Here is a 17,959-nt window from a genome sequence, read left to right on the forward strand (position 1 = left end):
ACTTTGATGCAATGACATCATCAAAACGCAGAGGGAATGTGACCGGTAAGGCGAGGCTAACCGGTGCTCATGGATTTCTTCTTGCGCTTGCCCGCCTGGGCGCGCAAGGCGGCTTCGAAGGAGCGGCGTGCCCAGGCCGCAGCCAACTCGCGGTCCTCGAACAGTTCTTCCGGCGCCTGGTAATAGGACATCTGCACCACCCTGCCGCCCTTGTCATAAGCGAACGGCTCGAGCCCCTCGCGCTCGAAGTCGCCGAGGTTGTGCGCATCGACCTTGAGATAGAGCGTCTCGTCGGCCACCAGTGCGAACATCAGGTCGTCGTGATAGATGCCATGCCCGCCGAACATGCGCCGCGCGGTGATAGGGCCGAACAGCTCGAATACATCGCGAAGCGAATCCGTGTACTCGCTCACGCCGCTTCCTCCCTATCGGCCAGCCGATGCAGCAGGTCCGGCAGCACTGACTCTACTTCCAACCCCGGCAGCGCCTGAGTGAGCGCGACATGGCTCCCGGGGAGGAAGCGCTGGGGATCGCCGACGGCCTCCTGAAAGGCATTGACGATGCCGACCAGCTCGGCCGGATCGCCATCGACCTGCATGGCGCCGTGGACCAACAGCGCCATGTCGCGACAACCGCGCACCCGCCGCCAGCGCTGGGCGGTGCCCACCAGCTTGCGCCCGCCGATACGCACGTTGAAGCGCCCGTCGCAGTAGGCACCGGGCGCCGAGCCCAGGTCGGCGTCGCTGACGCCGAGCGCAGCAAGCCACTCGCACCAGGGGTTGCCCAGGCGATGATAGCCCCACTCGAGATGGGCCGCGGAGCTGCCCACGCGACAGCGCAGCGCCAGGGTCACGTTGATCACCTCGGCGCATTGCGGCACCGGCGTGCCGCCCGTGGCGCGGAACAGTATCGGCCAGCCCAGCTTGCGCAGGGTGTGGCGCGCCTCGGGAAAACCCTCGTTGCGCTCGTGGCGGCGTGGCATCACCAGCGCACGATCCATCGGCTGCCAGGCCAGCAGTTCGAACTCACTTTCGCCCTGACAGATTGCGTCGAGCCTGGCCTCCTCGGCGGCCAGGCCCTGCTCGACGCTGAGCCGCTGGAGCGCGCGATCCAATCCGGGCGAAAGCGCCGTCATGTGGCTTCCTCCATCTAGTCGTCGTTGACGCTCAGTTCGCTGTCGAACGCATCGGATGGCAGCCCCTCGATACGCTCGCACAGGGCATCGAGGAAGGCCGCCGCCGGCGCGCCGTTGACAGCACGATGATCGAAGGTGAGCGAAAAGCCGATGAGCGTCTCCTCTCGCCACCCCTGAGATGATGGCACGGCGCGCCGCTCCATCCCACCGATGCCGAGAATCGCCACCTGGGGCACGTTGAGTATCGGCGTAAAGTGGTGCACCCGCGAGCGTCCGAGATTGGAGACGGTGAAGGTGGCCCCGGTCAGCTCACGCACCCCGAGCTTTCCGGCCTGCGCTCTTTCAGTGAGCGTCCGGCGTGCCGCGGGCAACTGTCCCAGGCTCAGGTTCTGGGCGTCGAACAGCGCCGGTGCCACCAGCAGGTCGTCGGGCAGCGGTATGGCCAGCCCCAGGTGCACCGCACCGTGCTGGACGATGCGATTCTCCTCCAGTGTGGCATTGAGCGCAGGGAAGTCGGCCAGGGTCTGCACCACCAGGCGCAGCAACAGATCCTGCAACGAGGGCACGACCTGCCCCCGTTCGCGGCAGCGTGAGCGCAGCGACTCGAGGGCGCCGAGCCCGGCACTGGCATGGTGGGTCAACTGCGCCGTCGTTTGCAGGCTCTGCAGCATCCTGGTCGCGATCATGCCGCGCATGCCTTTCAGCGGGATCTCCCTCACCGGTGTTAGTGGCATGCCCGTCCCTGAGGGACGGGCCTCGTCATGTGGTGTCGTGGTGAGTTTCACGCCAATCTCCTCAGCTCTCCAGCGTGGCGATCACGCTGCCCTTTTCCACCACTTCGTCCTCCTCCTTGACGATGCCGAGCTTGCCCGAGAGCGGTGCCTCGATCTCGTACTGAGCCTTTTCCACCATAACTTCGGCAATCAGGTCGCCCTGTGCCACCTCGGCGCCGTCGTTTACCAGCCAGGAGGTGATCACCCCTTCGGTATCGCCTTCCCACAGGTCTTGGGGCACGGCTATGTCAGTCGTCATGCTGTCTCTCCTCAACTTTCTTTCATCATCTGGTGGAAGGCCGCGACGACCTTGTCGGCGTTGGGCAGTGCCCACTGCTCCATGGTCGGCGCGAAGGGAATCGGAATGTCCGGGTAGGCCACCCGCTTGGGGGCGGCCTTGAGCCGGCAGTCGGCGTGCTCGGCCACACTGGCGATGATCTCGCCGCTGACCCCGTAGCTGTGGTAGTCCTCGTCAACCACGATTAGGCGCCCGGTCCTGGCCACCGAGGCCCGCACGGTATCGCGGTCGAGCGGCACCAGGCTGCGCAGGTCGACCACCTCGGCGGAGAAGCCCTCCTCCTCCAACGCCTTGGCCGCACGCAGGCAGTGATGCACCCCGACGCCCAGGCTGACCAGGGTGACATCGTGGCCCTCGCGCACCACCGCGGCCTTCCCGATCTCGACGGTGTAGGATTCCTCGGGCACCGGCACGGTGGCGCCCTTCTCGGTGCCCAGCCAGCCCATGCCCTGCAGCGCCTTGTGGTACATGAACACCACCGGGTTGTCGTCGCGGATGGCGGCGGTCATCAGCCCCTTGGCATCGAAGGCGTTGCTCGGCACCACGACCTTCATGCCGGGCAGGTGGGCGAAGGTGGCGTAGAGGCACTGCGAGTGCTGGCCGGCGTCCGAATAGCCGCCGCCGGTAGAGGTCATCAGCACCATCGGCACCTTGACCTTGCCACCGGAGAAGTAGGTGTTCTTGGCCATCAGGTTGTAGATGGCATCCATGCACACGCCGAAGAAGTCGACGAACATCAATTCGACGATGGGGCGCATGCCGTCGGACGCAGCCCCCACGGCGGCGCCGATGAAGGCGGTCTCGGAGATAGGCGTATCGCGCACCCGTTCGGCGCCGAACTCGTCGAACAGCCCGCGCGTGTTGCCGAACACGCCGCCCAGCGGGCCGACGTCCTCGCCCATGACGAAGACACGCGGATCGGCCCGCATCTCTTGCGCAGTGGCCTCGGCCATGGCCCGGGCTATGGTCAGCTTGCGGGTGGCCGTGGCAGTGCTTGCGTTGGTGCTCATGGCATCACTCCTTGGCCCGGCTGATCGCCGGGTCGTACGATGATCTTGATCTGCGACTTGTCCTCGAGCAGGGTCTCGAAGCCCTCCTCGACCACTGCGGCGAGAGGGATGCGCGCGGTGACCAGGTCCTCGGCGCGGAAGTAGCCGCGCTGCATCAGCGCCATCACCGCGGGATAGACGTGGCGATAGGCGATGATCCCCTTCAGCGTGCGCTCGCGGATCACCAGGTCGTTGGGCTGGAATGCCGCTTCGCTCTCCCAGATGCTGACGACCACGGTCTCGCCGCCGGCGTGGGTGGCATGGATGGCCTGGTTGAGCACGGCGGGTATGCCGGTCACCTCGAAGGCGAAGTCGGCGCCGCCGTCGGTCAGCTCGTGCACTGCGGTCACCGCGTCCTGTTCGCGGGGATCCACGACCAACGCGCCCAGCTCGGCCGCCTTGGCCCGCCGCGAGTTCGAAGGCTCTACCGCCACGATGCGCGCGGCTCCCGCAGCCTTGAGCGCCTCGATGACCATCAGGCCGATGGGGCCCGCGCCGAACACCACGGCGCTGTCGCCCGCCTTCAGCGCGCTCTGGCGCACGGCATGCAGCGCCACGGCGGCCGGCTCGACCAGCGCGCCCTGCTCGTAGCTGAGGTCGGAGGGCAAGAGATGCACCATGTGCTCGCCGACGACCGTGTACTCGGCGAAACCGCCCCCACCGCCCGAAAGCCCGTGGAATCCCAGCAGCGGCGTCAGGTTGTAGCGCTCCATCAGGTAGCGGCCATCCTGGTTGGGCGACAGGATCGGCTCGATGGCGACGCGATCGCCGGGCTTGACCCGGGTAACGCGCTCACCCACCTCGACGACTTCGCCGGCAAACTCGTGCCCCATGATGATGGGGGCCTGCTGCCCACTGAGCGGGTGCGGCGCCTCGACCGGGATGAAGATAGGACCGGCGCTGTATTCATGGAGGTCGCTGCCGCAGATTCCGCAGGCGGCTACCTTCACCTTGACTTGATGGGGGTCCTGCAACGTCGGAGCCTCGACCGCTTCGACGCGCAGATCCCTGGCGGCGTACCAGACTGCCGCTTGCATAGTGCTCATGATGGCTCCCCTACGAAGACGGCTTCGAGTGCCGCCTCGGGCGGCAGGAACTCGCTCTGCTGGGCGAAGCGGATGGCCGCCTCGACCCGGGAGTGGGCCTCGGCCACCAGCTCGGCGTCGCCGGCCTCGTCGAGCACACCGGCATCGAGCAGTGCCTGGCGGTAGCGCGGGATCGGGTCGCGGGCCTGGAGCCCCTCCTTCTCGCCCTTGGGCCGGTAGTCCTCGCCGTCGCCCATGAAGTGGCCGGCGAGCCGTGCGGTCTCGATCTCGATCAGGCTCGGCCCCTGTCCTTCGCGGGCACGGGCGATGGCCTCGCCAGCCGCCGCATACACGCCCTCCACGTCGTTGTCGGCCACGTGATGGCCGGGAATGCCATAGGCGGCGGCGCGCAGGTCGTTGCGCGGCACCGCGGTGGAGGCCTGCTTGGCCACGGAGATGCCCCAAGCGTTGTCCTCGATGACGAACACCACCGGCAGCTGCCAGACCGCGGCTAGGTTGAGCGCCTCGTGGAAGGCGCCCTGGTTGGCGGCCCCTTCGCCCATGAAGGCTACCGCCACGCCAGGCTTGCCCTGCATTTTTCTCGACAGCGCCGCGCCCACCGCCGGGCCCAGGCCCTCGCCGATGATGCCGGAGCATGAGAAGTTCACCGCGGCATCGAACAGGTGCATGTGGCCGCCGCGTCCGCCGGCGAGCCCCGTGGCCTTGCCGAAGATTTCGGCGACCATGGCGTCGAGGTCGACGCCCTTGGCCACGGCGATGTGGTGTGGCCGGTGAGTGGCGGTGACGATGTCGTCGGCGGTGAGGTGCGCACACACTCCCACGGCGCAAGGCTCCTGGCCGTTGGAGAGGTGCATCTCGCCGGGGATGGGCCCCTTGGCCATGTTGAAGACCGGGGTCTTGCCCTCCATGTAGAGCGCCTCGATGCGCTCCTCGAGATAGCGGCTGAGTACCATGTGGCGGTACATCCAGCGCCGCTGTTCGGCAGTCGGTAGCATGGGATGGCTCCTGTCAGAGTTCGCCGCGCGACATGCGCTCGGCGATGTGGTCAGCCTGGCGCAGGGCCAGAGCGACGATGGTCAGGGTCGGGTTCTCGGCGCCGCTCGAAGTGAACTGGCTGCCGTCGGAGACGAACAGGTTGTCGATGTCGTGGGTCTGGCCCCACTTGTTCACCACGCCGTCCTCGGGGCGCGCGCTCATGCGGTTGGTGCCCACGTTGTGGCTGGTGGGGAAGTCGGGCACGTCGAACACCTGCACCGCGCCCACCGCGTCGTAGCAGCTGCGTGCCTGCTGCTGGCCATGGCGACGCAGCGCCTCGTCGTTGGGGTGATCACCCTTGTAGACGATGGGCACCGGAAGGCCGTATTGGTCCTTGCGGGTGTCGTGGAGGTTGATGCCGTTCTGCTCCATGGGCAGATCCTCGCCGCAGATCCACACCCCCGAGAGGTGATCGTACTTCTCCAGGATCGCGGCGTAGTCGCGCCCCCAGCCGCCGTTGGCCGGATCCATGAACTTGGCGAAGAACGGTAGGCCGAGCGACATCACCTCCAGGGTGTAGCCGCCGACGAAGCCGCGGGAGCGGTCGAGCCGCGCCTCGTCGGAGATGATTCCGGCGAAGGTGGTGCCGCGATGCATGTTCACCGGCTTGGGCATCTCGGCGAACACGCAGGCGGTAGCGTGAGTCATGTAGTTGCGCCCCACCTGGCCGGAGGAATTGGCCAGGCCATCCGGAAACAGCGAGGAGTGCGAGTTGAGCAGCAGCCGGGGCGACTCGATGGAATTGCCCGCCACGCAAACTGCCCGGGCTCGCTGCCGCTGCACGTTGCCCTCGGCATCGGCGTAGACCACGGCGTTGGCCCGGCCACGCTCGTCGTGCTCGATGGTCAAGGCCATGGCGTTGGGGCGAACTTCGCAGTAGCCGGTGGCCTCAGCGCGGGGGATGTCGGTGTACATGGTCGACCACTTGGCGCCGAAGCGGCAGCCCTGCATGCAGAACCCAGCCTGCATGCACTGGGAGCGGTCGTCGTAGGGTCGGGTGTTGATCGCCATGGGGCCGGCGCGCAGCTTTTCGTAGCCCATCCGCCTGGCTCCCTCGGCCAGCACCATGAAGTTATTGTTCCAGTCGTGCAGCGGCATGCCAGTGACTTCGCCGGTAACGCCCATGTGCCGTTCGGCCTGCACGTAGTAGGGCTCCAGCTCGTCATACGAGATAGGCCAGTCCAGCAGGTTGGCGCCGGCGATGTCGCCCACCTCGCTGTGCAGGCGGAACTCGTGGGGCTGGAAGCGCAGCGCCACCCCGGCCCAATGAATGGTGCTGCCGCCCACGCCCTTGACGATCCACGCCGGCAGGTTGGGAAAGGTCTCGGTCAACTGGCGCGGGCCGGCGGTAATGCGCTCGTCGAGCCAGGAGATTTTCTCGAACATGGCCCATTCGTCGTTCTCGATGTCCTCCATGGCGTAGCGTTTTCCTGCCTCCAGCACCACGCTCTTGATCCCCTTGCGGGCCAGGGCGTGGGCCAGCGTACCGCCGCCAGCGCCGGAGCCGATGATCACCACCACCCCGTCGTCATCGTGTTCGAATCGGGTGCTCATGGCGTCTCTCCTCATGTGTCGTTTGTTGTTCTGTCCTGTCGCTCACGCTCCCGGACGTGGATCACAGCCAGTCGATGACCAGGTCGTTGTAACCCCGCCCGATGTAGCCGCCCTTCTCCCACGACGAGCCCTCGTAGCCGAAGTACGGCTGCCACACCTCCTGGTTGTCGTAGAGTCCCACCACCAGGGTGTTGCGCACGGTCTGGAAGAACTCACCGTCCTGGATCTCGCGCAGCAGCGTCTCGCGCTCGACACCGCTCTCGATCGCGGCGTAGTCACGGCCGTGTGCCGCCCGTGCGCGACGATCTAGATCGTCGAGCCCGGCGGCGATCAACTCGCGTTGCGACTCGAGCAGCGGCGTCAGTGGGGCCAGGTAGTAGCGATCGGCGATCGCCTCGTGGGGATAGATGTCGCGCCCCAGGCGCAGCAGCCGAGCGGCGAGCTCCGGCTCGGCCCGGGCCCAGCGCGGCCACAGCGTCGAGGCGCTGAACGCCAGACTGCCGGCGGCCAGGGTGCCGGTCAGGGTGAGGAAGCGACGACGGCTGAGCGTCGTGGATGAGGTCGTGGTCATGGGCGTGCCCTCGGTTGTTATTGGAAGCCGTCACGTCGCGGTGACGATCACGCCCAGTGCTTGGCAGCTTCCGTGCCAAAATCACGGAATTAACACCCAATCAATTGAAAGGTTTGAGAAAACTCGGAACCACGCAGACACTCTCAGCCGATCGCCATCGCCGCAACGTGACAGATGGGAGGTGAACGGGACGTACGCCCGCTACAGGGCGTTTACAGGGGATTTACAGGTGTAACGGGGGCGACGAAGGTCGTATGACCGCGGGCTTTTCTTCCCTTTACCTTGAGAGAACAAGCACAACGACCCCAATCGGGGAGGCACGCCATGACCACTACGCTGAGCCAGCGCCAGCATGTGGAGACGATCCTCAGCGCTCTGGCCAATCCAGCGCCGACGGGTGAAGAGGCACTGATCGAACGCTCCTGGAAGCGTTGCATCGACCGCTACGGCCTCGATCCCTCTCGCCCCTCGCCGGCCCGCTATGTCCCCGGCTCCACCCTGCGCGAGCATCAGGACCAGGCCGACGCACTACTGCAGGTGGCGCGCGCCGGCGTCGAGCAGCTCTACCGCCAGGTGGCGCCGCTGGGTTATGTGGTACTGCTGACCGACGCACGCGGCATCGCCGTGCAGTTCCTCGGTGCCAAGAACAACCAGCGCGAGCACCAGCGCACCGGCCTCTACCTGGGATCGGACTGGAGCGAATCCCACGCCGGCACCTGCGCCGTGGGCACCTGCATTCACGAGCGCACCGCCCTCACCTGCCATCACAGCGACCACTTCAGCGCCCACCACATCCAGCTGACCTGCACGGCGGCGCCGGTCTTCGATCCCCACGGCCAGCTGCTGGCGGTACTCGACATCTCCGCCTACCGTTCCCCCACCGGCAAGGAGTCGCAGACCTTCGCCCTGCAACTGGTGAAGTACACCGCCAAGATGATCGAGGACGCCTACTTCCTGCAGCGCTACGGCGACCGTCATATCGTCTGCCTGGATCGCTCGCGGGAGTTCGTGCAGATCAATCGCCGCTACCTGCTGGCCATGGAAGAGGACGGTACCCTGGTGGCCGCCAACACTGCCGGGCGCAAGTTGCTGCGGCATCACGGCCTGCCGCTACCCGAAGCCGGCGAGGCACGCCCTTTCCAGGCCTGGAACGTCCGTGACCTGCTCGACAGCGAGGTGGAGGAGATCCTGGCGATTCCTCACCACAGCGACGACCGGGTGCAGGCCTTCCACACCCGGCGCCACCGCGAGATCCACTTCGCCACCCTGATCGAGCCGCCCCGCCGACCGTCGGTCGGCCAGCCAGTCTCGCGCGACTCGAGCCTGGCACCGCTCGAAGCCTTGGCCGATGACGATCCCAGCATGCGTGATACGCTGACCCGGGCCGCGCGCCTGCGCAACGAACCGATCAATATCCTGGTCGTCGGCGAGACCGGTACCGGCAAGGAGCGCATGGCCCGTGCGCTGCACGACGCCAGCCGGCGCCGAGACAAGCCGTTCGTGGCGATCAACTGCGCCGCCATGCCGGAATCGCTGATCGAGAGCGAGCTGTTCGGCTACGAGCCGGGCAGCTTCACCGGCGCCCGCAGCAAGGGAATGAAAGGGCTGATCGTGCAGGCCGACGGCGGCACGCTGTTTCTCGACGAGATCGGCGACATGCCTCTGCAGTTGCAGACCCGCCTGCTGCGCGTGCTGGCCGAACAGGAGGTGTTGCCCATCGGCGCCAGCCGGCCGATCAAGGTGGATCTGCGCGTGGTAGCCGCCACCCACCGCGACCTGCGCGAACGGGTGCAGACGGGCAGCTTCCGAGAGGACCTCTTCTATCGTCTCAACGGTGCCAGCCTGCGCCTGCCACCGCTGCGCGAGCGGGCCGACAAGGGCTACCTGATTCGCCGCATCTTCGCCGAACTGAACGAGCAGCGCGGCTCACGAGTGCGCCTGCGCGGCGACGCCATGAGTGCCCTGCTCGCCTACCCCTGGCCCGGCAACATCCGCGAACTGCACAACGCGCTGCACTTCGCCCTGGCCACCTGCGAAGGAGACGAGATCGTCGTCGGCGACCTGCCCGAGGAGTGCGTTCACGGCCGGCTGGCCCACCCCGGCGCCAGCCAGGGCATGACGCTTCTTGCCACGACAAGCCCATCCGAGCCGCCAATCCAGCAGGACCTCCTCTACCGCGCCCTGTGCCGCCACCACTGGAACATCAGCGCCGTCGCCCGGGAGCTGGGGCTGTCGCGCCCCACCATCTACCGGCGCATGAAGCGGCTGGGCATCGTGCCGCCAAACCAGCAACCAGCCAGTTAAGTCGCTCCCGAGGGCCCGGCGTCCCTTGAGCGCCAGGCCCTCTCTGCAAGACGTACCTCAGGCGCACCACTCACGCCAAGCGTTGACGCGCCGAAATGCCCTCCCTGAACGCGCACACTATAGTGAAATCGGCAGCGCATCGGACTCACGCCGTGTTCAGGGAGTCGATATGAGAAGAACAATCGCCGAGCAGCGACGCGCAACCCGGCTGGCCGCACGCCGAAGCAACGGTCCGGTCGCTGGCACACGACGACAGCGGTAACTGACCGCATGGCCCTTGCCCTCGTCATCCTGCTACCGCTGCTGGGCGCGGTGCTTCCTGCGCTTCGCCGTGGCGGCACGTCTCGGCAGCTCGCATGCCTCGCCGCCCTGCCCGCGTTTTCGAGCTTTGCCCTGCTGCTGAGCTGGCTGCCGCAAGTCTCGAGCGGCGAAATCATCATTCGCGAGCTGACCTGGTTGCCCTCGCTGGGATTGAACGTGGCCTTGCGCCTCGACGGCCTGGGCCTGCTGTTCGGCCTGGTGATTACCGGCATCGGCTGCCTGATCCTGCTCTATGCACGCTATTACTTCGAGGGCAGCGCCTCGGCCGCGCGCTTCTACACGCTGATGCTGCTGTTCATGGCGGCCATGCTGGGTATCGTGCTGTCCGAAAACCTGCTGTTCATGCTGGTGTTCTGGGAACTGACCAGCCTGGTGTCGTTCCTGCTCATCGGTTTTCACAGCCACCACCATGCATCCCGACTGGGCGCTCGGATGTCGCTGGTGATCACCGGCGGCGGTGGACTGCTGCTGCTGGGCGGCATCGTGCTGCTGGGCCAGGCCGCCGGCGGATATGAACTCTCGATAATCCTCGAGGCCGGCGACCGCATCCGCGCACATGAGCACTACGCCCTGATGCTCAACCTGGTTCTGCTCGGGGCCTTCACCAAGTCGGCCCAGTTCCCCTTCCACCTGTGGCTGCCCCACGCCATGACGGCGCCGACGCCGGTCTCCGCCTATCTGCACAGCGCCACCATGGTCAAGGCGGGGCTGTTCCTGCTCGCCCGGCTGCATCCGGCCCTCGCGGAGACCGACCTGTGGTTCCACCTGGTCAGCCTGACCGGCATGCTGACACTGATGGTGGGCGCCTTCGTGGCCATGTTCATGCACGACATGAAGGGGCTGTTGGCCTACTCCACGGTCTCGCACCTGGGGCTGATCATGCTGCTGCTGGGCCTGGGCACGCCCATGGCGGTAGCCGCGGCGCTTTTCCACCTGGTGTGCCATGCACTGTTCAAGGCGCCGCTGTTCATGATGGCGGGTTACGTCGACCGCGCCACCGGAACCCGCGACATGCGCCACATCAACGGCATGTGGCGCTTCATGCCGGGGCTGATGGCGCTGTCAGCCATCCCCGCCGCCGCCATGGCCGGCCTGCCGCTGATGAGCGGCTACCTGAGCAAGAAGATGCTGTTCAGCGAGAGCCTGCTGGTGGCTACGCCCGCCTGGGCGACACTGGTGATTCCCGTCTGGGTGACCCTGGCGGGGCTGTTCTCGGTGGCCTACTCGATTCGCATCTTCCATAACGTCTACTTCAACGGCCGGCCCGTCGACCTGCTCGTATGGCCACCCAAGGAGCCCCGCCCGGCGGCACTCACGCCCATTGCCCTGCTGGCTCTGGCCACGCTCTATGTGGGCCTGGCACCGACGGGCCTCTATACCTACCTGGTCCACCCGGCGTTCCAGGCATCTCGGCAGGCCGAACTTGCCGCCTACGACTTCGCGGTACTGGGCGGCGCCCTGCCCATGATCATGAGCCTCGTCGCGCTGGCGGGCGGCGCGCTCTTTTATCACATTCGCGATCCGCTGTTCCGTCTGCACGCCCAACTGCCCGAGGTGGATGCCAAGGAGATCTTCGACTGGATCATGCTGCGCATCATTACCCTCTCCCAGCAGCGCGTGTTCCAGCTCGAGAACGGTTCGCAGCAACGCTACCTCACCTTCATCATGATCACCGTGGTGGTGCTGGTCGGCATGGAACTGCTCAGCGTGGCACGCTGGCACGGCGGCATGGTGCTGGGACCGATCGACCCACTGACCGTGCTGGCCGCCATCCTGTTGTGTCTGGCGGCCATCGGCGTGGTCGTGTTCCATCACTATCGGCTGCCGGCCCTGTTGCTGCTCGGGGTGACCGGGCTCTTCGTCACTGTCGCCTTCGCCCGCTTCTCGGCGCCGGATCTCGCCCTGACCCAACTGATGGTGGAAGTGATGGCGGTGGTGATCATGATGCTGGCGCTCTCCTTCCTGCCCCAGCAGTCGCCCAGGGAGTCCTCGCGCAGGAGAATGACACGCGACCTCGCCATTGCCGGACTGATGGGCTGCGGCGTGGCGGCCTTCAGTTTCGCCATCCTGACCCGGCCGCAGCAGAGCATCTCCGACTTTTTCCTTGCCAACAGCCTGCCCGGCGGCGGCGGCACCAACGTGGTCAACGTGATCCTGGTGGACTTCCGCGGCTTCGATACCCTGGGCGAGATCACCGTGCTGGGTATCGCGGCGCTGGCAGTCTTCGCCTTTACTCGCGACCTGCACCTCAAGGAACGGGTGGTCGACACCAATCCCGGGCATTGGGTCGCCGAGCCGCACCCGATCATGCTCGGCACCGTGGCCAGACTGGTGCTGCCGGTCGCCCTGCTGGTCTCGGCCTATATCTTCCTGCGCGGTCACAACCTGCCCGGGGGCGGCTTCATCGCCGGGTTGATCACCGCCGTGGCACTGACCCTGCAATACATGGCGGGCGGTCTGGTGTGGGCGCAGGCACGCATGTTGACAGCGTTCCGACCGCTGATCGGTGCCGGCCTGTTGATCGCCGTGCTCACCGGCCTCGGCAGTTGGCTGTTCGGCTATCCGTTCCTTACCTCGGCCCATGGCCATCTGCACCTGCCGTTGATCGGCGACATCGAGCTGGCCACCGCCATGCTCTTCGACCTAGGTGTCTATGCCACCGTGGTCGGGGCAACGCTGTTGATACTGGCCAACCTCGGCAAGTTGATGACCGTGGCCGGCCCCGGCAAGGAGATTGGCTGATGGAGCTGCTCTACGCGATAACCCTGGGCGTGCTGACCACCTGCGGGATCTACCTGGTGCTGCGGGCGCGCACCTTCACGGTCATCCTGGGGCTCACCCTGCTTTCTCACGCGGTCAACCTCTACCTGTTCGCCTCGGGCCGCCTGGTTGCCGGCGCGCCGGCCATCGTCGGCCTAAGCGAGCGCTCCGCGGACCCGTTGCCTCAGGCGCTGGTGCTGACCGCGATCGTCATCGGCTTCGCCATGACCGCCTTCGTGGTCGTGCTGGCACTCAAGGCGGCGGTGGAGCTGCGTAACGACCACGTCGACGGCGAGAACCCGGACGAGGACCGCGCATGAGCCACGCCCTGATCCTGCCGATACTGCTACCGCTGGTTACCGGGGCGGGCCAGCTGCTGCTCTACCGGCTGCCGTTCGGCGTGCAGCGCCTGATGGGCATCGCCAGTACCCTGGGCCTGGTGCTGTTGGGCCTCTGGGCCCTGGTCATAGCGGGCTCGGGGGAGTATCACCTCTACCACGCCGGCGACTGGCCCGCCCCCTTCGGCATCGTGCTGGTCCTGGACAGGCTCTCCGCCATCATGCTGGCACTTACCGCCGTGCTGGGGTTTTGCTGTCTGCTCTACGCCAGTAGCGGCACCGACAAGCGCGGCGCGCATTTTCACGCCCTGTTCCAGTTCCAGTTGGCCGGCCTCAACGGCGCCTTCCTGACCGGCGACCTGTTCAACCTATTCGTGTTCTTCGAGATCCTGCTGATCGCCTCCTATGCCCTGCTGCTGCACGGCGGCGGCCGCGCCCGCAGCCGCGCCGGGCTGCACTACGTGATCATCAACCTGGTGAGTTCGGCACTGTTCCTGATCGCCTTGGGGACTCTCTACGGTTTAACGGGCACCCTCAACATGGCCGACCTGGCCTTGCGGGTGGCGGAGGCGCCAGCGGAAGATGCGCCGCTGCTCGCCGCGGCCAGCCTGATTCTACTGGTCGTGTTCGGTATCAAGGCCGCCGTCCTGCCGCTGTTGTTCTGGCTGCCCCGCGCCTATTCCGCCTCCAGCGCACCGGTGGCCGCGCTCTTCGCCATCATGACCAAGGTGGGCATCTATGCCATTCTGCGCGTGTTCCTGCTGGTCTTCGCGTTGGGCGAGGCCCCGGTCAACGCAACCGCCTGGGGCTGGCTGTGGCCGCTGGCGCTGCTGACCCTGGCACTGGGCGGCGTCGGGGTGCTGGGCTCGAACAGCCTGCGCACCCTCACCGCCTATCTGGTGATTCTCTCAGTGGGCACCCTGTTGGCCACGATAAGCCTCGTCACTCCGGGCTCCCTCGGCGCAGCCCTCTTCTACCTGATCCACAGCACTGCCATGACCGCAGTGTTCTTCCTGCTGGCCGACCTGCTGGGCCGGCAGCGCGAGGCGGGCTACGACCGCTTCTCGGCGGTTGGCCCCATCGGGCATCGCTGGCTCCTGGGCACTCTGTTCTTCGTCGCCGGCATCGCCATGGTGGGCCTGCCACCGTTCAGCGGCTTCGTCAGCAAGGCCTGGATCCTCCAGGCCAGCGCGCAGGAGCCACAGGGGTTATGGCTGTGGGGCGTGCTGCTGGCCGCCGCGCTGCTGACCTTGATCGCCATCAGCCGTACCGGCAGCAACTGGTTCTGGCGCCCCGACGACATGGCCAGGCCATACCCGCTCGAGCGCGGCCCGCTGGCGCTGGTGTTTGCCATGGTCGGCCTCAACGGGCTGCTGGCGGCATTCGGCGAGCCGGTGATGGGCTATCTCGAACTGACCGCGGAGCAGCTGCTCGACCCACAGGCCTATATTGCCGCCGTGCTGCCGCAGGCCATCGCCTCGGCACAGGAGATCGCACCATGACGCCATCACAGTTGCGCACCCGCCAGTTCTGGCTGCCGCATCCCCTGTTCTCGCTGTTCCTGGCACTGCTGTGGCTGCTGATGGTCAATGACTTCAGCGTGGGCCATGCCCTGCTGGGGCTGGCCCTGGGCGTGGTCATCCCCTTCGTGACCCACGCCTTCTGGGCCGAGGAGGCGAAAATCAAGCGCCCCCTACCATTGCTGCGCTACCTGCTGGTACTGCTGGTGGACATCCTGCGCTCCAACCTGGTGGTGGCCCTGCGCATCCTGCGCCCCGCCCGACACCTGCAGCCTGGCTTCTTCCTCTACCCCTTGCGCCTGGACGATGACTTCGCCATCACCATCCTGGCCAGCACCATCTCACTGACGCCGGGCACCGTCTCGATCCACTACGATGCCAAGGCCAATACCCTGCTGGTGCACGCCCTGCACCTGGAGGACGAGGCCGAAGCCATCGCCACCATTCGTGAACGCTACGAGCAGCCACTCGAGGAGATCTTCCGATGATCGCCATCGTCATCACGATCGCCATGACGCTCTTCGCCATCGCCGCCCTGCTCAATCTCTACCGCCTGGCCGTCGGCCCGGATATCGTCGATCGGATCCTGGCGCTGGACACCCTGATGATCAACAGCATCGCGCTGATCGTGCTGGCGGATATCCGGATGGGATTGGGCGTGCTGTTCGAGCTGGCGCTGCTGATAGCGCTGATGGGTTTCGTCAGTACCGTCGCCATGAGCAAGTACCTGCTGCGGGGGGATGTGATCGAATGACCAGCATCGACATGCCGGGGTTGCTGCAGCTCATCGTCGCCGCCTTCCTGTTGTTCGGTGCCCTGGTGGCGCTGATCGGCTCCTGGGGGCTGGCCAAGCTGCCCGATTTCTACACTCGCCTGCACGGCCCCACCAAGGCCAGCACCCTGGGCGTCGGCTGCACGCTGATCGGGTCGCTGCTCTATTTCAGCTACCAGCAGGGCGGTGTCTCGTTCCAGGAGGCCCTGGTGACGATCTTCCTGTTCGTCACCGCCCCGGTCAGCGCCCACATGATGGGCAAGGCCGCACTGCGCCGCCGGCTTCCGGGCGTGACCCGCACGCGCAACATGCCCGACTTGTCCGAGAAATAGCGAGGCGAAGTTACGCCGAGGCGATCGGCCTGCCCACGCTGAGTGCCTCGACCAGGTTGGCGGGCAGTTCACCGAAGGCCGCGTCGGGCTCGGCGCCGAGGCCGTCGAGAATGCGCGTAAAGAAGGCGCGCCCGGCCACCACGGCGACGATGTCGAAGATCTCCTCATCCGCGAACCCATGCGTCCGCAGCGCTTCGATATCCTCGGCGCCGACCTCCTGGGCGCGGCAGGCCACCTTGGCGGCGAAGGCCATCATCTTGCGCTCCGCCTCGCTGAGCGGCCCCGTTTCGCCCGCCACCATGGCCTGAGTGGCCTCCATGCCCATCAGCTCGGCGAGAACCTTGGCATGGGCCAGCGAGCAGTAGGAGTTGCCCAGGGCCCGGGCGGCGGCGAGCGTCACCAGCTCGTAGCGGCGCGCCTCCATGGGGCGTCGAATGGCCGCGATCAGCGCCGCCCAGCACTTCATCACCTCGGGGCGGTGACAGAAGACCCGGGCATAGTTGGGCAAGAATCCGAAATGAGCCTCCTGGCGCCGGTACATCTCCTTGACCTCACCCTCGGCCTGTTCCGGGAAAATCGTCTCGATATAGCTCATGTCGACATCTCCGTCTCAGGCCGTGGCGGAGCGTGGGTGCAACCAGGCCGGCAACAGGAGCCGGGGATCGATTCTCGCCTCACGGTCGTAGGCGACACCACACGCTGCCAGGCGCTCTCCCAGGCTGCCGTTCTCCCAAGCCTCGAACAGCTCGCCACAGCCACCGAGCGGCTCACCACCGATGAAGATCTGCGGGATGGTGGGCGCCCCGGTTCGCTGCGCCAGCACCGGACGCAGGCGCACGCCCATGTCGTACTCCTGATAGGCAGGCGAATCGAGATCCACGCTCAGGTAATCAACCCCCAGCCGGGCGAAGAGCTTGCGTGCCGCCCAGCAGAACTCGCACCAGGCGAGGGAGAACATCACCACCGTCGCCTGGGCCAGACACTCTTCCAGCCTGCGCTCGGCCTCGGCATCCCGCTCCAGTTCCGCCGGCTCGGCAACCCGTGGCACGCTGGCGGCAGCCGGACGTGGTGCGGGCACGTCGAAACGACAGCCCGGCGTCGAGCGCGACAGGGCCAGTTCCTCCTCGTTCATCTCGTCCTCGATGCCCTCGAACAACGGTGTGGACTGGTAGCGCTCACCCGTGTCGGGCAGCATGCACACGACATGGCTGCCGGAAGGTGCCCGACGTGCCACGTCCAGCGCCGCGGCCAGGGTCGCGCCGGCCGAGATACCGACGAAGATACCCTCCTTGCGGGCCAGCTCTCGGGCCAGGCGCAGCGCCTCCTCTCCCGCCACCGGCACGATCTCGTCCACCATGCCGGCTGCCACCGTCTGCTGGGTCAACGGCGAGATGAAATCCGGGCTCCAGCCCTGCATCAGGTGCGGGCGAAAACGCGGATGGCTGGCTCCCACTGGCTGCGTCTCGCCGCTGCCCAGCAGCGGGGCGTTGTCGGGCTCGGCCACCACGATGCGGATGCGCGGATCGGCCGCCTTCAACACCCGGGATACGCCCTTGAGCGTGCCGCCAGTGCCGAAGCCCGTCACCCAGGCATGAATCGGCTCGCCCTGGAAGTCGTCGAGGATCTCCCGCGCCGTGGTGCGGCTGTGTACTTCGGCATTGGCCTCGTTCTCGAACTGGCGACAGAGGAAGTAGCCATGCGCTTCGGCCAGCTCGATGGCCTTGGCCAGCATGCCGCTGCCCTTCTCGGAAGCCGGCGTCAGCACGACGCGGGCCCCGAGGAAGCGCAACAGCCGACGCCGCTCCAGGCTGAAGCTCTCGGCCATGGTCACTACCAGCGGGTAGCCCCTGCGCGCGCACACCATGGCCAGGCCGATGCCGGTATTGCCGCTGGTGGCCTCGATCACCGTCTGGCCCGGACGCAGCGCTCCGCTACGCTCGGCCGCCTCTATCACCGCCAAGGCCATGCGATCCTTCACCGAGCCCATGGGATTGAAGGCTTCCACTTTCACATGCACGTTGACGTCCGGCGGCGCAAGCCGGGCAAGTCGCACCAGCGGCGTACGGCCGACGGTTTCCAGAATGCTGGCGTAGCGGGTCATGGTGAATCTCCTCGGGTGGCTATGCCGACAGGGTTGGCCCGCGCCGAGGA

At 66.5% G+C, this 17,959-nt stretch carries 18 protein-coding genes; 7 read left to right on the forward strand and 11 right to left on the reverse strand.

Annotated features, from left to right (window positions below):
* Nucleotides 1-56: 56 nt before the first annotated feature.
* The 9 genes from KPL81_RS08925 to KPL81_RS08965 all read right to left on the reverse strand — a co-directional run bounded on the left by KPL81_RS08925 (nucleotide 57) and on the right by KPL81_RS08965 (nucleotide 7,461).
* Nucleotides 57-413, reverse strand: a complete 357-nt coding sequence (locus KPL81_RS08925) for a TfoX/Sxy family protein (RefSeq protein WP_219791528.1) — start codon at nucleotides 411-413, stop codon at nucleotides 57-59.
* Nucleotides 410-1,135, reverse strand: coding sequence for a lipoate--protein ligase family protein (locus KPL81_RS08930; protein ID WP_219791529.1), 726 nt, complete (start codon nucleotides 1,133-1,135; stop codon nucleotides 410-412). Before KPL81_RS08930 ends, KPL81_RS08925 begins: the two co-directional genes overlap by 4 nt.
* A gap of 14 nt (nucleotides 1,136-1,149) precedes the next feature.
* Complete coding sequence (locus KPL81_RS08935) at nucleotides 1,150-1,920, reverse strand: 2-oxo acid dehydrogenase subunit E2 (RefSeq protein ID WP_338035601.1); 771 nt, start codon at nucleotides 1,918-1,920, stop codon at nucleotides 1,150-1,152.
* Between the two features lie 10 nt (nucleotides 1,921-1,930).
* Nucleotides 1,931-2,167, reverse strand: a complete 237-nt coding sequence (locus KPL81_RS08940) for a biotin/lipoyl-containing protein (RefSeq protein WP_209472336.1) — start codon at nucleotides 2,165-2,167, stop codon at nucleotides 1,931-1,933.
* A gap of 11 nt (nucleotides 2,168-2,178) precedes the next feature.
* A complete protein-coding gene (locus KPL81_RS08945) occupies nucleotides 2,179-3,216 on the reverse strand; it encodes an alpha-ketoacid dehydrogenase subunit beta (RefSeq protein ID WP_219791530.1) in 1,038 nt (345 codons plus the stop codon).
* The gene (locus KPL81_RS08950) at nucleotides 3,213-4,301 is read right to left on the reverse strand and encodes a 2,3-butanediol dehydrogenase (protein ID WP_276314034.1); all 1,089 of its coding nucleotides are present in this window, start codon (nucleotides 4,299-4,301) and stop codon (nucleotides 3,213-3,215) included. The genes KPL81_RS08945 and KPL81_RS08950 overlap by 4 nt, the downstream gene beginning before the upstream one ends.
* Nucleotides 4,298-5,296, reverse strand: a complete 999-nt coding sequence (locus KPL81_RS08955) for a thiamine pyrophosphate-dependent dehydrogenase E1 component subunit alpha (protein WP_219791531.1) — start codon at nucleotides 5,294-5,296, stop codon at nucleotides 4,298-4,300. Before KPL81_RS08955 ends, KPL81_RS08950 begins: the two co-directional genes overlap by 4 nt.
* A gap of 13 nt (nucleotides 5,297-5,309) precedes the next feature.
* Nucleotides 5,310-6,890 (reverse strand): GMC family oxidoreductase, encoded by a 1,581-nt coding sequence (locus KPL81_RS08960; protein ID WP_219791532.1) that lies wholly within the window; start codon nucleotides 6,888-6,890, stop codon nucleotides 5,310-5,312.
* A gap of 61 nt (nucleotides 6,891-6,951) precedes the next feature.
* Entirely contained in the window at nucleotides 6,952-7,461 is a 510-nt protein-coding gene (locus KPL81_RS08965) for a twin-arginine translocation signal domain-containing protein (RefSeq protein WP_219791533.1), read from the reverse strand.
* Nucleotides 7,462-7,785: 324 nt separating this feature from the next.
* Here KPL81_RS08965 and KPL81_RS08970 point away from each other — a divergent pair, with 324 nt between their 5' ends.
* From KPL81_RS08970 to KPL81_RS09000, 7 genes are all read left to right on the forward strand, one after another.
* Nucleotides 7,786-9,765: a sigma-54-dependent Fis family transcriptional regulator gene (locus tag KPL81_RS08970; protein WP_219791534.1), complete on the forward strand. Its 1,980-nt coding sequence runs from the start codon at nucleotides 7,786-7,788 to the stop codon at nucleotides 9,763-9,765.
* A gap of 270 nt (nucleotides 9,766-10,035) precedes the next feature.
* Nucleotides 10,036-12,828, forward strand: coding sequence for a monovalent cation/H+ antiporter subunit A (locus KPL81_RS08975; RefSeq protein WP_219791535.1), 2,793 nt, complete (start codon nucleotides 10,036-10,038; stop codon nucleotides 12,826-12,828).
* Complete coding sequence (locus tag KPL81_RS08980; protein WP_219791536.1) at nucleotides 12,828-13,166, forward strand: Na+/H+ antiporter subunit C; 339 nt, start codon at nucleotides 12,828-12,830, stop codon at nucleotides 13,164-13,166. Before KPL81_RS08975 ends, KPL81_RS08980 begins: the two co-directional genes overlap by 1 nt.
* A complete protein-coding gene (locus KPL81_RS08985) occupies nucleotides 13,163-14,686 on the forward strand; it encodes a monovalent cation/H+ antiporter subunit D (RefSeq protein WP_219791537.1) in 1,524 nt (507 codons plus the stop codon). Before KPL81_RS08980 ends, KPL81_RS08985 begins: the two co-directional genes overlap by 4 nt.
* A complete protein-coding gene (locus KPL81_RS08990; RefSeq protein ID WP_219791538.1) occupies nucleotides 14,683-15,192 on the forward strand; it encodes a Na+/H+ antiporter subunit E in 510 nt (169 codons plus the stop codon). The genes KPL81_RS08985 and KPL81_RS08990 overlap by 4 nt, the downstream gene beginning before the upstream one ends.
* Complete coding sequence (locus tag KPL81_RS08995) at nucleotides 15,189-15,458, forward strand: K+/H+ antiporter subunit F (RefSeq protein WP_209472345.1); 270 nt, start codon at nucleotides 15,189-15,191, stop codon at nucleotides 15,456-15,458. Before KPL81_RS08990 ends, KPL81_RS08995 begins: the two co-directional genes overlap by 4 nt.
* On the forward strand, nucleotides 15,455-15,808 hold the full coding sequence (locus tag KPL81_RS09000) for a Na+/H+ antiporter subunit G (protein ID WP_240549148.1): 354 nt from the start codon (nucleotides 15,455-15,457) through the stop codon (nucleotides 15,806-15,808). Before KPL81_RS08995 ends, KPL81_RS09000 begins: the two co-directional genes overlap by 4 nt.
* Nucleotides 15,809-15,818: 10 nt before the next feature.
* On the opposite strand, the gene KPL81_RS09005 is transcribed toward KPL81_RS09000, so the two are convergent.
* Together KPL81_RS09005 and cysK are read right to left on the reverse strand one after the other, a co-directional pair.
* Nucleotides 15,819-16,403: a peroxidase-related enzyme gene (locus KPL81_RS09005; protein WP_219791539.1), complete on the reverse strand. Its 585-nt coding sequence runs from the start codon at nucleotides 16,401-16,403 to the stop codon at nucleotides 15,819-15,821.
* 15 nt (nucleotides 16,404-16,418) lie between these two features.
* Nucleotides 16,419-17,909: a cysteine synthase A gene (gene cysK, locus KPL81_RS09010; protein WP_219791540.1), complete on the reverse strand. Its 1,491-nt coding sequence runs from the start codon at nucleotides 17,907-17,909 to the stop codon at nucleotides 16,419-16,421.
* Between the last annotated feature and the right edge of the window lie 50 nt (nucleotides 17,910-17,959).

The organism is Billgrantia antri (genome assembly GCF_019430905.1).
Lineage (GTDB): Bacteria > Pseudomonadota > Gammaproteobacteria > Pseudomonadales > Halomonadaceae > Halomonas > Halomonas antri.